Genomic DNA, 12,243 nt, shown 5'->3' with positions numbered 1-12,243 from the left:
TCCAACGCGGTAGCGAATCCTCGCTACCGCGTTTTCTCACGTGACGGGTAGGTTCTGGGCGTGGTATTCGATCAAAGCATGGTCGGCACCCACTATCGGGTGGACGACTACTACGAGGTCGGTCGCGAGAAGGTCCGCGAGTACGCGCGGGCCGTCAAGGACACGCACCCGGCCCACCACGACGAGGTGGCCGCCAAAGACCTCGGCTACGACGGCCTGATCGCGCCGCTGACGTTCATCTCCATCGTCGGGATGCTCGCGCAGCGCCGGCTGTTCGAGGACAAGGCGGCCGGTCTGGACCTGCGTCACGTGATGCAGACCGATCAGCGCCTCGTGTTCCACCGGCCGGTCGAGGTCGGCGACCGGCTCGTGTGCGACGTGTACATCGACTCGGTTCGGCAGATGGCCGGTGCGGACATCATCGTCACCAAGAACATCGTCCGCGACCAGGACGAAGAACTCGTGCTCACCACCTACACGACCCTCATCTACCGGGCCGACATCGATGTGGAGGGGATCGGCTGATGGGGCTCCTCAAGTTCGACGACGTCGTGGTCGGTCAGGAACTGCCCGAACGCACCGTGCAGCTCACGCGCGGTGACCTGGTGCAGTATGCGGGAGTGTCGGGCGACGAGAACCCGATCCACTGGAGCGACTCCGTGGTCGCGAAGGTCGGTTTGCAGGAAGTCGTCGCGCACGGCATGCTCACCATGGGCCTGGGGGCCGGCTTCGTCACCGACTGGCTCGGCGACCCGGGTTCCGTGCTCGAGTACAACGTCCGCTTCACCAGCCCGGTCTACGTGCCGGACGACGAAGCGGGCGGGTCGGTCGACTTCTCCGGCAAGGTGAAATCGTTGGACCCGCAGGACAAGACCGCCGTCATCGTGATCACCGCGCGATCCGGCGGAAGAAAGATCTTCGGCCGTGCCACGGCCGTGGCAAAGCTGGCGTGATCGGATCGGCCCGACCTGCCCGATTGGGTGAGAGTCGGACCGTGAAGTACACTGAGATTTCTGGGGTTACTCCGGCGTAACGCGCTGCCCGTGATCGGGTAGCGCGTCGTGTGTGACTTCAGTGGTCGGGCGTTCCGCAAGGTGCACCGACCAAAGGGGCGTAGCTCAACTGGCAGAGCAGCGGTCTCCAAAACCGCAGGTTGCAGGTTCAAGTCCTGTCGCCCCTGCACCAGATGTCAGGCACTGGTGGCCGGCGAACGAGAGGAACACGGTGAGCGACGAGCGCGAGCGGGACACCGCCGACTCGGCTGAGGCGGCAACGACGTCCGACGACGCCGCCGGCTCGAGCGGACTCGCCGGATCCTCCCGTCCTTCCGGCAAGCGTTCGGGTGCCCGTTCCAGGTCCGCCGCGGCGACCATCGAGTCCGATCCCGAGACTGCCGGCTCCTCCGCGGAGAAGCCGAAGAAGTCCGGGGGCGGGAAGAAGCCGAAGAAGACCAAGCAGTCCGGTCAGGGCAATCTGCTCAAGCGGGTCATCAAGTACCTGCGCGAGGTTGTCGCCGAACTGAAGAAGGTCATCTGGCCGAACAAGCAGCAGATGATCACCTACACGATCGTGGTGGTGATCTTCATGGCGTTCATCGTGGCGCTCGTGGCGGGTCTGGACATCGGATTCGCCAAGGGCGTCATGTGGTTGTTCGGCTGACGGTGGGGCGCCCCGTGAATCCCATCCGTGACGACGAGAGGAAGCGAGTGCCGCAGTGAGCACCCACGAGGACGACGCCGACGACTCGGCAGCCGAAGAGAATGTGGCAGCCATGACTGACGAGGCCGAGACCGGGAGCGACGCTGCGGCCGACGAGGCACCGGCCGTGGACGACGCCCAGGCCGAGGGCTCCGATTCCGAGGTCACCGAAGCGGACAGTGCCGAGGCCGACGAGGCAGTGGTCGCCGAGGAAGCAGCCGACGGTGACGCCGGCGAAGCCGAGGAAGAGGTCGACCCGGTTGCCGCGCTGAAGGCGGAGCTGCGTCGCCAGGTCGGCGAGTGGTACGTGATCCACTCGTACGCCGGCTACGAGAACAAGGTCAAGACCAACCTCGAGACCCGCGTCCAGAACCTGGACGTCGGCGATTACATCTTCCAGGTCGAGGTGCCGACCGAAGAGGTCACCGAGATCAAGAACGGGCAGCGCAAGCTGGTCAACCGCAAGGTGCTGCCCGGTTACATCCTGGTCCGGATGGAACTCAACGACGAGTCCTGGGGAGCCGTGCGCAACACGCCCGGCGTGACCGGGTTCGTCGGGGCGACGTCGAAGCCGTCGCCGCTGACGATCAACGAGGTCGTCAAGTTCCTGCTCCCGCAGGGTGAGCAGCGCAAGCCCGCCGCCAAGGCGGCCGGTGCGGCGCTCACGGAGACCGCGGCCAAGCCGACCATCGAGGTGGACTTCGAGGTCGGAGAGTCCGTGACGATCATGGACGGCGCGTTCGCCACGCTGCCGGCCAGCATCAGCGAGGTCAACGCCGAGCAGCAGAAGCTCAAGGTCCTCGTCTCGATCTTCGGCCGCGAGACGCCGGTCGAACTCGGCTTCACTCAGGTGTCGAAGATCTGAGTGGGTCCGCACCCGAAGTAACACCACATCCCGGTGTCAGATCCGGGACACGAAGCTAGGAATACAGATGCCCCCGAAGAAGAAGAAGATCGCTGGGCTCATCAAGCTCCAGATCCAGGCCGGCCAGGCCAACCCTGCGCCGCCCGTGGGTCCGGCGCTCGGTCAGCACGGCGTGAACATCATGGAGTTCTGCAAGGCCTACAACGCCGCGACCGAGTCGCAGCGCGGCAATGTGGTGCCGGTCGAGATCACGGTCTACGAAGATCGCTCCTTCGACTTCAAGCTGAAGACCCCGCCCGCCGCTCGGCTGCTGCTCAAGGCCGCCGGTGTGCCGAAGGGCTCCGGCGAGCCGCACAAGACCAAGGTCGCCACTGTGACCATGGACCAGGTCAAGGAGATCGCGAAGGTCAAGCAGGAGGACCTCAACGCGAACGACATCGACGCCGCCGCGAAGATCATCGCTGGCACCGCGCGTTCGATGGGGATCACCGTCCAGGACTGATCCTCACGTCGCGCGTCGCCGCGTACGTCAGGACACCACCGTGGGAGGGCCGGCCAGGCCCGACAACCACCTCTGAACCATTAGTTAGGACAGAACAACATGGCAAAGCGCAGCAAGGCATACCTCGCCGCCGCCGAGAAGGTCGACGCGACCAAGCTCTACAGCCCGCTCCAGGCCGCCAAGCTGGCCAAGGACACCTCCTCGACCAAGATGGACGCGACCGTCGAGGTCGCGGTGCGTCTGGGTGTCGATCCCCGCAAGGCGGACCAGATGGTGCGCGGCACCGTCAACCTCCCGCACGGCACCGGTAAGACCGCCCGCGTGATCGTGTTCGCCGCGGGCGAGAAGGCCTCCGAGGCCGAGGCCGCCGGCGCGGACGCGGTCGGCGCCGAGGACCTGATCGAGCGGATCCAGGGCGGCTGGCTGGACTTCGATGCCGCGATCGCCACCCCGGACCAGATGGCCAAGGTCGGCCGCATCGCGCGTGTCCTCGGACCGCGTGGCCTGATGCCGAACCCGAAGACCGGCACCGTGACCACCGACGTGGCCAAGGCCGTGGCGGACATCAAGGGCGGCAAGATCAACTTCCGCGTCGACAAGCAGGCGAACCTGCACTTCGTGATCGGCAAGGCGTCCTTCGACGACGCCAAGCTGGTAGAGAACTACGGCGCCGCGCTGGACGAGATCCTGCGTGCGAAGCCGTCGTCGGCGAAGGGCCGTTACGTCAAGAAGGTGACGATCTCGACGACCACCGGACCGGGCATCCCGGTGGACCCGAACCGCACCCGCAACCTGCTCGAGGACGCGGAGTAAGCACACTCCGCACCATGCCGGCGCACACGTCGGGACATCGCTTCGACGACGAAGGCCGACACGGATCAGTCCGTGTCGGCCTTCGTCGTCCTCCCGGCACCCGTAGGGTCGGCGCATGGGCTTGTTCGAGCTGATCACCCTGCCGCTGCGGGCCGGCATCGCATATACCCAGGCATCGATCGGCGTGGCGCGGTTGGTCGCGCCGGGCGGACCGATCAGGGTGGTCTACCGGTTGGCGGATCTGACCGACGAGGACCGACCGCTCGGTCAGGCGCTCGCGCCCGGCGGCACGCTCGACAGGTTGCTGGCCGAGGGCGACGTGCTGGTCCAACTCACAGCCGTCCTCGGCCCCCTCGACCGGGCGCTGAAGCCGGGCGGCCCGCTCGAGCGACTGCTGGCCGAGGACGGGCTGCTCGACCAGTTGGTCGCGGAGGGCGGAGTCCTGGACCGCTTGGTCGACGTGAGCGGAGCGCTGGCGCAGCTGACGCCGAGCCTGGATCTGCTCGACGAGCCGATCCGGCAGCTCGACCATGCGACGGGCGCGCTGACCGCGGCGGTCGCCCCGTTGACGGTGGCAGCGGAGTCGCTGCGTGACCTCGCGAGCCGGGTGCCCGGGATGCCGCCGATCCCCGGATTCGGGCGCCGGGACCGAGGCTGACCGCCCCGCCGGCCGCCGCCGCCTCGCCCCGTTTTGGCAAACGCTGAGGTCATCGCGTAGTCTGGTCCGCGAAGTTCGACCCGATCGAAGTTCCACCGAAGACCGTTGGTCACCGTTGCCGGTTCCGGCAGCGGGCGAAGGTCCGGGATGTGCCCGGCGGCCCACGCAGGAGGACGAGGTAGGGGAGGCCTGTCCGATTCCGGTTCGCCGGTGTGGGTACGGCTTCTCGGTTACGCCCCGTGCGCCCTGCGCCGGGGCGTTTTGCATGTCGCGGACTCTGAAGAAGAGAGGAGGCGAAGTATGGCAAAGTCCGAGAAGGTTACGGCAGTTGCGGAGATCACCGAGCAGTTCAACAGCTCGAACGCAGCCGTGATCACCGAGTACCGGGGACTCTCGGTCACCGCCCTCACCGAGTTGCGTCGTGCACTCGGCGCGAGCGCCAGCTACTCCGTCGCCAAGAACACCCTCGTCAAGCGTGCCGCTGCAGAGGCGGGCGTCGAGGGCCTGGACGAGTTGTTCGTCGGTCCGACCGCCATTGCGTTCATCAAGGGCGAGCCGGTCGATGCGGCGAAGGCGCTGAAGAACTTCGCCAAGGACAACAAGGCTCTCGTCATCAAGGGCGGGTACATGGACGGCGCACCGCTGTCCGTGGACCAGGTCAACAAGATCGCGGACCTCGAGTCCCGCGAGGTGCTGTTGGCCAAGCTCGCCGGCGCGATGAAGGGCAACCTGGCGAAGGCAGCCGGCCTGTTCAACGCTCCTGCGTCGCAGATGGCCCGCCTGGCCGCTGCGCTGCAGGACAAGAAGGCCGCGGAAGGTTCCGCAGCCGAGGGCTGATCCGCACGAGGGGCGCGGGACATCCCGTCTGGCGACCCTGCGTATCACGTAACACCACCACCACACCCCGTCGCGGATCAGCGACATGGGACTTACAGGAAGGACCGCCACCATGGCGAAGCTCAGCACCGAAGAACTGCTCGACCAGTTCAAGGAGCTCACCCTGCTCGAGCTCTCGGAGTTCGTGAAGGCGTTCGAGGAGACCTTCGAGGTCACCGCTGCCGCTCCGGTTGCCGTCGCCGCCGCGGGTGCCGCCCCGGCCGCCGCCGCTGCCGCTGAGGAGCAGGACGAGTTCGACGTCATCCTCGAGGGTGCCGGCGACAAGAAGATCCAGGTCATCAAGGTCGTCCGCGAGCTGGTTTCGGGCCTCGGCCTGAAGGAGGCCAAGGACCTCGTCGAGGGCGCCCCCAAGCCGATCCTGGAGAAGGTCGACAAGGACGCCGCCGACGCCGCCAAGGCCAAGCTGGAAGAGGCCGGCGCGAGCGTCTCGGTCAAGTAATTCCGACTCGGTCGAAGACGTCGAAAGCACTACGGTGCAAGGACGTTCGGTGAACGGGCGACCCCCTCTGGGGGTCGCCCGTTCGTCGTTTTCGGGGCCGTGCCACACTAACTTACCGCTGAGTAGTGTCGGTATTTCGCATACCAGGGACTTTGCGATACAGTGACCCAACCCACACTGGTGGATGGGTTGCAGCCCACACCGGTGGGTGCGGTGTGACTGAGGCGTGGGAGGTCAATGTGGGAGTCGAAGTTGCAGTCGAGGGGCTGAGCAAGTCCTTTGGTTCGCAAAAGATCTGGCAGGATGTCACTCTGACCCTCCCGGCCGGCGAGGTGAGCGCGCTGCTCGGACCCTCGGGTACCGGCAAGTCGGTGTTCCTGAAGTCGCTGATCGGTCTGCTGCGGCCCGAAGAGGGCAAGATCATCATCGACGGGACCGACATCCTCCAGTGCTCCGCCAAGGAGCTCTACGAGGTGCGGCAGATGTTCGGCGTCCTGTTCCAGGACGGCGCCCTCTTCGGCTCCATGGACCTGTACGACAACGTGGCCTTCCCGCTGCGTGAGCACACCAAGAAGTCTGAGTCCGAGATCCGCAAGATCGTCATGGAGAAGCTCGAGCTCAATGGTCTGCTCGGCGCCGAGAACAAGCTCCCCGGTGAGATCTCCGGTGGTATGCGCAAGCGAGCCGGCCTGGCCCGGGCGCTCGTGCTGGACCCCGAGATCATCCTGGTCGACGAGCCCGACTCCGGTCTCGACCCGGTCCGTACCACCTACCTGGCGCAGTTGTTGATCGACATCAACGCGCAGATCGACGCGACGATCCTCATCGTCACGCACAACATCAACCTGGCCCGCACGGTGCCGGACAACCTGGGCATGCTCTTCCGTAAGCGCCTGGTCATGTTCGGCCCGCGTGAGGTGCTGCTCACCAGCGACGAACCGGTGGTCAAGCAGTTCCTCAACGGCAGCAAGATCGGCCCCATCGGCATGTCGGAGGAGAAGGACGACGCGCAGATGGCCGCCGAGTTGGCCATGAAGGAAGCCGGTCACCACGACGGCTCGCACGAGGTCTACGGCGTCGTGCCGCAGATGCAGGCGACGCCGGGCATGCCCGTCCGTCAAGCCGTAGGACGCAGGCAGGCGCGAGTGCGAGAGATCCTCCACACGCTGCCGCCAGAGGCTCAAGAGGCGATTCTCGAGAGCTTGAACAGTGATCAGCCCACCCAAGTGATCCCAGTCGTAGACCCAGAGAATGGACAGTCTTCGACCGGGAGAATTGGGTGAGTCGGACAGCGTCGGGAACATCTTCTAGCAGTCGCGCTCTTTCCACCGTCTCGTCGGCGGTCAACTCCGGCCTCACACAGGCCGGTCTGATCGTTCAGATCTTCGTCGACGTGGCACGAAACATCTTCAGGCGTCCGTTCCAGTTCCGCGAGTTCGTGTTGCAGTCCTGGTTCATCGCCAGCGTCACGATCCTGCCGACCATCCTGGTGGCGATTCCGTTCGGTGCTGTCGTGTCACTGCAGACCGGCAACCTGATCCGCCAGATCGGAGCGGAGTCGTTCACCGGTGCGGCCAGTGTCGTGGCGGTGATCCAGCAGGCCAGCCCCATGGTCGTGGCCCTGCTGGTGGCCGGCGCCGGCGGCTCTGCTGTCGCGGCGGACCTGGGGTCGCGCACCATCCGCGAGGAGATCGACGCGATGGAGGTGCTGGGCATCAACCCGATCCAGCGCCTGGTGGTGCCGCGTGTGCTGGGCATGGTGCTGGTCGCGATCCTGCTCAACGGCATGGTCAGCGTCGTCGGCGTCGCGGGCGGTTACGTCTTCAACGTCATCGCGCAGGGCGGCACGCCCGGCTCGTACCTGGCGTCGTTCTCCGCCCTGGCGCAGCTGCCGGACATCTGGATCGGTGAGATCAAGGCCGCGGTCTTCGGGGTGATCGCGGCGGTCATCGCCGCATACAAGGGGCTCAACCCCAAGGGTGGACCGAAGGGCGTGGGGGACGCGGTCAACCAGGCGGTGGTCATCACCTTCCTGCTGCTGTTCTTCGCGAACATCATCTTGACGATGGTCTACCTGCAAATCGTTCCGCCAAAGGGGGCCTAGTCGATGACGATCGCGAAGGAGCACGGCCAACTGGCCGTCCGCGCGAAGCGGATCGTCAATGCGCCGCTGGTCGCGCTGGACAAGGCCGGCGACCAGATGTCGTTCTACGGCCGGGCGATCGCATGGACGCCGCGGACCCTGCGGCGCTACCACAAGGAACTGATCCGGCTGCTCGCCGAGGTGTCCTTCGGCAGCGGCGGCCTCGCCGTCATCGCCGGCACCGTCGGCGTCATCGCAATGATGTCGCTGTTCGTCGGTGTCGTCGTCGGCCTGGCCGGTTACGCGTCGCTCGATCAACTGGGCGCATCGGTGCTCACCGGCTTCCTGTCGGCGTACATCAACACCCGCGAGCTGGCGCCGATCATCGCGGCCCTGGGTCTGTCGGCGACCGTCGGGTGTGGTTTCACCGCCCAGCTCGGCGCCATGCGGATCTCGGAGGAGATCGACGCGCTCGAGGTCATGGCCGTGCCGAGCCTGCCGTTCCTGGTCACCACCCGGATGATCGCCGGCTTCGTCGCGGTGATCCCGCTGTACATCGTCGGCCTGCTCGCGGCGTACCTGGCGTCCCGGGAGATCAACACGATCGCCAACGGCCAGTCGACAGGGTCGTACGACCATTACTTCAGTCTGTTCTTGGTACCCACCGACGTGCTGTGGTCATTCGGCAAGGTGTTGGTGTTCGCCTTCGTGATCATCCTGATCCACTGCTACTACGGCTTCAACGCCTCCGGCGGACCCGCCGGCGTGGGTGTGGCCGTCGGCCGTGCGGTGCGCACGGCGATCGTGACGATCGCGATCCTGGACTTCTTCCTCAGTCTGGCGATCTGGGGTACCACGACGACCATTCACGTGGGGGGATAGATGCACAACACCGCCGCGGTCGTCCGACGCCGGTTGCTGGGGCTGCTGTTCTTCGCGATCGTCATCGGTTTCGTCGCAGTCACGCTGATGCAGTACAACAAGGTTTTCACCCCGGTGGTGAAGGTCGACCTGATCACCGACAGCGCCGGCAACGCGCTGCCGAAGAACGCGGACGTCAAGGTCCGGGGGATGCTCGTCGGGGAGGTCCGCAGCTTCGAGGCCAGTGGCGACCAGGTGCATCTGCACCTCGCCATCAAGCCCGAGGACGCCAAGCTCATCCCGGCGAACGCCACCGCGCGACTGCTGCCGAAGACGCTGTTCGGTGAGCGCTACGTCTCGCTGCAGATTCCGGAGAGCCCGAAGGGCACGCTCAGCAACGGCGACACGATCTACCAGGACAAGAGCGGCAACGCGGTCGAACTGTCCCAGATGTTCGACAACCTGCTGCCGATCCTGCAGGCCGTGCCGCCGCAGGACCTGGCCAGTACGCTCGGCGCCATCAACCAGGCGCTGACCGGGCGCGGCGAGAAGATCGGCCACGCGCTGGACCAGCTGAACACGGTCGTCGGCCGGTTCGACGACCAGCTGCCGGACATCAAGGCGGACCTGCAGGGTCTGGCGACGTTCTCGCAGACCTACTCGAAGGCGGCCCCCGATCTCGTCGACGCACTGGACAACCTGCGCACGACCAGCGGCACCGTGGTCAGCAAGCAGAACGACATCAAGGCGCTGATGGCCTCGATCACCGGGACCGCCGCCAGCACGTCCGATCTGCTGCAGGTCAACCACGACACGATCATCCAGGTCGCAGCCGACCTGAAGGATCCGCTGAACGTGCTCGCGCAGGCCTCGCCGGCGTTCGGGTGCACCTTCAAGGACTTCGCGGACGTCGAGAAGAAGGCCAAGTCGATCGTCGGCTACGGCAACAAGTACCCGGGGATCCGGGTGTCGCTGGAGATCGTCAACCCCCGCGGACGCTACATCCCGAGCCAGGACGAGCCGCGGCTCTTCGACACCCGCATCGCCAAGTGCTACCGCACCGCTCAGCCCGGCGAGAAGTACCCGATCCCGGATGGCACCCTCAACGACGGCTCGTACCAGCCGCCGACCCGCCATCCGGATCCGAACGCGCCGACGCTGTTCCCGCCGAACCCGCAGTACTCGCTGGTCCCGCAGGTCGGCTATGCCGGCTCGCAGGCCGAGCAGAAGACGCTGGCCGGGATCTACGGTGCCGCGACCGGCACCGCCCCGCAGGATGTACCGGGCTGGACCACGCTGATGGCCGCCCCCGCGCTGAGAGGAAATGAGGTGACGGTGAAGTGAAGTCTCAGTTCCGCGGCCTTGCCGGGCCCCTGACGAAACTGATCATCTTCGCGGTCGTCACGGTCCTGCTCACCGGGGTCCTCGCCGCCACCATCGCCAACATCGGCGGCGGGTCGGGTCAGCGCTACAACGCGATGTTCAGCGACGTGACGTCGCTGAACATCGGTGACGACGTGCGTATCGCGGGTGTCCGCGTCGGCCAGGTGACGGCCATCAAGGTCGTCAACCACAACGAGGCGGAGGTCCAGTTCGCGGTCAGCGGCCGGTCCTGGCTGCCGGCCAGCACCATCGCGACGATCAAGTACCGCAACCTCATCGGCCAGCGCTACATCTCGCTGTCCGAGGGGCCGGGGGAGCAGGGGCGCAAGCTCGCGGTGGGGTCGACCATGCCGCTGAGCCAGACCCGTCCCGCGCTGAACCTGACCACCCTGTTCAACGGGTTCCGGCCGCTGTTCCAGACCCTGCAGCCGGAGGACGTGAACAAGCTGTCTTATGAGATCGTCCAGGTGTTCCAGGGCGAGGGCGGCTCGATCGCGGACCTGGTCGACAACACCGCGACGCTGACGAACACGGTCGCCGACAAGGACAAGGTGATCGGTGAGGTGATCACCAACCTCAACAACATCCTGGCCACGGTGAACAAGCGGGGCGACGAGCTGAGCTCGCTGATCGTCAACACCCAGCACCTGGTCGACGGGCTGGCCGCGGACAAGGCGACGATCGGTTCTGCGGTGACGAACCTGGCCGATCTGACGACCGCGACCGCCGGGCTGCTCGATCCGACGCGGCCGTCCATCCAGGGCACCATCGCCGGGATCAACGGGCTCTCCACCGAGATCAACAAGGAGAGCGACGCGGTGAACAAGGTGCTCGCGACGCTGCCGAAGAAGTACGAGGCACTCGACCGCACCGCGATGTTCGGGTCCTGGTTCCAGTTCTATCTGTGCGGTATCGACATCGTGGCCGGTCCCGGCTCGTCGCCGCACCTGAACCTGCCGACGGGGCTGCCGACCGTCAACCAGCCGATCTGGACGTTCGCGTCCTCGCGCTGCACGGCCGACGGAAATGCGGCTGGGGGTACCAACTGATGGTGAAACGCCGTAAGCCGTTGATGACGGGCGTGCTGGGGATCTTCATCATCCTCATCGCGACGCTGGCCGCCTTCTCGTTCAAGACCCTGCCGTTCATCGGCGCGGGTCCGACCTACAAGGCCGAGTTCAGCGAGGCCGCGGGCCTGAAGAAGGGCAGCGAGGTCCGGGTCGCGGGAGTGAAGGTCGGCAACGTCGAGTCCGTGAGCCTGGACGGGAACAAAGTGCTGGTCTCGTTCCGGGTGCAGGACACCTGGATCGGCGACCAGACCCGTGCCTCCATCCAGATCAAGACGATCCTCGGCGACAAGTACCTCGCGTTGGATCCGCAGGGAACTTCGCTGCTCGACTCGAGCGATCCGATCCCGCTGAACCACACCACGTCGCCGTACGACGTGATCGAGGCCTTCTCGGATGCATCCAAGAGCCTCGACAAGCTCGACACCGCGCAGCTGGCGCAGAGCTTCCAGGTGCTGTCCGACTCGTTCGCCGGCACCCCGGCCGACATCCACGACGCCCTCACCGGCATCACCCGGTTGTCGAACACCGTGGCGAGCCGCGACGCGGACCTGCGCAAGCTGTTCGCCGCGACCACCGACACCAGCAAGATCCTGGCCGATCGGAACAAGGAGTTCGTCGACCTGCTGGACAAGGGCGGTCAGCTCCTCGACGAGCTGAACAACCGTCAGCGTTCCATCTCGGCGCTGCTGACCGGGACCGAGCACCTCTCGCAGCAATTGAGTGGGCTGGTCAAGGACAACGAGCAGCAGATCGGCCCGGCGCTGACCCAGTTGCAGGGCGTGGTCGACATCCTGAAGAAGAACCAGGCCAACATCGACAAGGCGATGGTCTACGGCGCCCCGTTCTACCGCCTGTTCAACAACTCGCTGGGCACGGGCCGCTGGTGGGACACCACGGTCACGAACCTGACCCCGCCGGCGCTGCCGCAGATCCCCGGCAACCGTCCGCCGATCCGTGACCTGGGAGGGAACTGA

At 65.9% G+C, this 12,243-nt stretch carries 15 protein-coding genes and 1 tRNA gene; all 16 read left to right on the top strand.

Annotated features, from left to right (window positions below; translation table 11 throughout):
• The first annotated feature begins 78 nt into the window (after window positions 1–78).
• The 16 genes from hadA to G4X40_RS03295 all read left to right on the top strand — a co-directional run bounded on the left by hadA (window position 79) and on the right by G4X40_RS03295 (window position 12,243).
• Entirely contained in the window at window positions 79–525 is a 447-nt protein-coding gene (hadA, locus tag G4X40_RS03370) for a (3R)-hydroxyacyl-ACP dehydratase subunit HadA (RefSeq protein ID WP_277831239.1), read from the top strand.
• The gene (gene hadB / locus G4X40_RS03365) at window positions 525–953 is read left to right on the top strand and encodes a (3R)-hydroxyacyl-ACP dehydratase subunit HadB (RefSeq protein ID WP_277830144.1); all 429 of its coding nucleotides are present in this window, start codon (window positions 525–527) and stop codon (window positions 951–953) included. The genes hadA and hadB overlap by 1 nt, the downstream gene beginning before the upstream one ends.
• 154 nt (window positions 954–1,107) lie before the next feature.
• Window positions 1,108–1,180 (top strand) — tRNA-Trp (locus G4X40_RS03360).
• 44 nt (window positions 1,181–1,224) lie between these two features.
• Complete coding sequence (gene secE / locus G4X40_RS03355) at window positions 1,225–1,659, top strand: preprotein translocase subunit SecE (protein ID WP_277830143.1); 435 nt, start codon at window positions 1,225–1,227, stop codon at window positions 1,657–1,659.
• A gap of 55 nt (window positions 1,660–1,714) precedes the next feature.
• Complete coding sequence (gene nusG, locus G4X40_RS03350) at window positions 1,715–2,563, top strand: transcription termination/antitermination protein NusG (protein WP_277830142.1); 849 nt, start codon at window positions 1,715–1,717, stop codon at window positions 2,561–2,563.
• A 67-nt stretch (window positions 2,564–2,630) separates the two neighbouring features.
• Window positions 2,631–3,065 carry a 50S ribosomal protein L11 gene (rplK, locus tag G4X40_RS03345; RefSeq protein WP_277830141.1) on the top strand — a complete coding sequence of 145 codons (435 nt, stop codon included), beginning with the start codon at window positions 2,631–2,633 and terminating at the stop codon, window positions 3,063–3,065.
• 99 nt (window positions 3,066–3,164) lie between these two features.
• Window positions 3,165–3,878: a 50S ribosomal protein L1 gene (gene rplA, locus G4X40_RS03340; protein ID WP_277830140.1), complete on the top strand. Its 714-nt coding sequence runs from the start codon at window positions 3,165–3,167 to the stop codon at window positions 3,876–3,878.
• Between the two features lie 115 nt (window positions 3,879–3,993).
• Entirely contained in the window at window positions 3,994–4,536 is a 543-nt protein-coding gene (locus G4X40_RS03335; protein ID WP_277830139.1) for a hypothetical protein, read from the top strand.
• Between the two features lie 300 nt (window positions 4,537–4,836).
• Window positions 4,837–5,373 carry a 50S ribosomal protein L10 gene (rplJ, locus tag G4X40_RS03330; protein ID WP_277830138.1) on the top strand — a complete coding sequence of 179 codons (537 nt, stop codon included), beginning with the start codon at window positions 4,837–4,839 and terminating at the stop codon, window positions 5,371–5,373.
• A gap of 112 nt (window positions 5,374–5,485) precedes the next feature.
• Window positions 5,486–5,872 carry a 50S ribosomal protein L7/L12 gene (gene rplL, locus G4X40_RS03325; protein ID WP_277830137.1) on the top strand — a complete coding sequence of 129 codons (387 nt, stop codon included), beginning with the start codon at window positions 5,486–5,488 and terminating at the stop codon, window positions 5,870–5,872.
• A gap of 239 nt (window positions 5,873–6,111) precedes the next feature.
• A complete protein-coding gene (locus tag G4X40_RS03320; RefSeq protein ID WP_277831237.1) occupies window positions 6,112–7,155 on the top strand; it encodes an ABC transporter ATP-binding protein in 1,044 nt (347 codons plus the stop codon).
• Between the two features lie 110 nt (window positions 7,156–7,265).
• Window positions 7,266–7,976, top strand: coding sequence for an MlaE family ABC transporter permease (locus tag G4X40_RS03315; protein ID WP_408642103.1), 711 nt, complete (start codon window positions 7,266–7,268; stop codon window positions 7,974–7,976).
• Window positions 7,977–7,979: 3 nt separating this feature from the next.
• Window positions 7,980–8,837: an MlaE family ABC transporter permease gene (locus G4X40_RS03310; protein WP_277830136.1), complete on the top strand. Its 858-nt coding sequence runs from the start codon at window positions 7,980–7,982 to the stop codon at window positions 8,835–8,837.
• On the top strand, window positions 8,838–10,160 hold the full coding sequence (locus G4X40_RS03305; RefSeq protein ID WP_277830135.1) for an MCE family protein: 1,323 nt from the start codon (window positions 8,838–8,840) through the stop codon (window positions 10,158–10,160).
• A complete protein-coding gene (locus tag G4X40_RS03300) occupies window positions 10,157–11,248 on the top strand; it encodes an MCE family protein (RefSeq protein WP_277830134.1) in 1,092 nt (363 codons plus the stop codon). Before G4X40_RS03305 ends, G4X40_RS03300 begins: the two co-directional genes overlap by 4 nt.
• On the top strand, window positions 11,248–12,243 hold the full coding sequence (locus tag G4X40_RS03295; RefSeq protein ID WP_277830132.1) for an MCE family protein: 996 nt from the start codon (window positions 11,248–11,250) through the stop codon (window positions 12,241–12,243). The genes G4X40_RS03300 and G4X40_RS03295 overlap by 1 nt, the downstream gene beginning before the upstream one ends.

Origin of the sequence: Speluncibacter jeojiensis (assembly GCF_029589495.1) — a bacterium.
In the GTDB taxonomy this organism is placed as follows: domain Bacteria; phylum Actinomycetota; class Actinomycetes; order Mycobacteriales; family Mycobacteriaceae; genus Speluncibacter; species Speluncibacter jeojiensis.
This window is presented reverse-complemented; position numbering and strand designations above follow the sequence as displayed.

Bases quoted from the DNA above. Each gene is read 5' to 3' on its own strand.
- G4X40_RS03335 (WP_277830139.1), top strand. From the start codon at position 3,994: ATGGGCTTGTTCGAGCTGATCACCCTGCCGCTGCGGGCCGGCATCGCA.
- G4X40_RS03305 (WP_277830135.1), top strand. From the start codon at position 8,838: ATGCACAACACCGCCGCGGTCGTCCGACGCCGGTTGCTGGGGCTGCTG.
- hadB (WP_277830144.1), top strand. From the start codon at position 525: ATGGGGCTCCTCAAGTTCGACGACGTCGTGGTCGGTCAGGAACTGCCC.
- rplJ (WP_277830138.1), top strand. From the start codon at position 4,837: ATGGCAAAGTCCGAGAAGGTTACGGCAGTTGCGGAGATCACCGAGCAG.
- G4X40_RS03295 (WP_277830132.1), top strand. From the start codon at position 11,248: ATGGTGAAACGCCGTAAGCCGTTGATGACGGGCGTGCTGGGGATCTTC.
- rplK (WP_277830141.1), top strand. From the start codon at position 2,631: ATGCCCCCGAAGAAGAAGAAGATCGCTGGGCTCATCAAGCTCCAGATC.
- rplL (WP_277830137.1), top strand. From the start codon at position 5,486: ATGGCGAAGCTCAGCACCGAAGAACTGCTCGACCAGTTCAAGGAGCTC.
- hadA (WP_277831239.1), top strand. From the start codon at position 79: ATGGTCGGCACCCACTATCGGGTGGACGACTACTACGAGGTCGGTCGC.
- G4X40_RS03310 (WP_277830136.1), top strand. From the start codon at position 7,980: ATGACGATCGCGAAGGAGCACGGCCAACTGGCCGTCCGCGCGAAGCGG.
- rplA (WP_277830140.1), top strand. From the start codon at position 3,165: ATGGCAAAGCGCAGCAAGGCATACCTCGCCGCCGCCGAGAAGGTCGAC.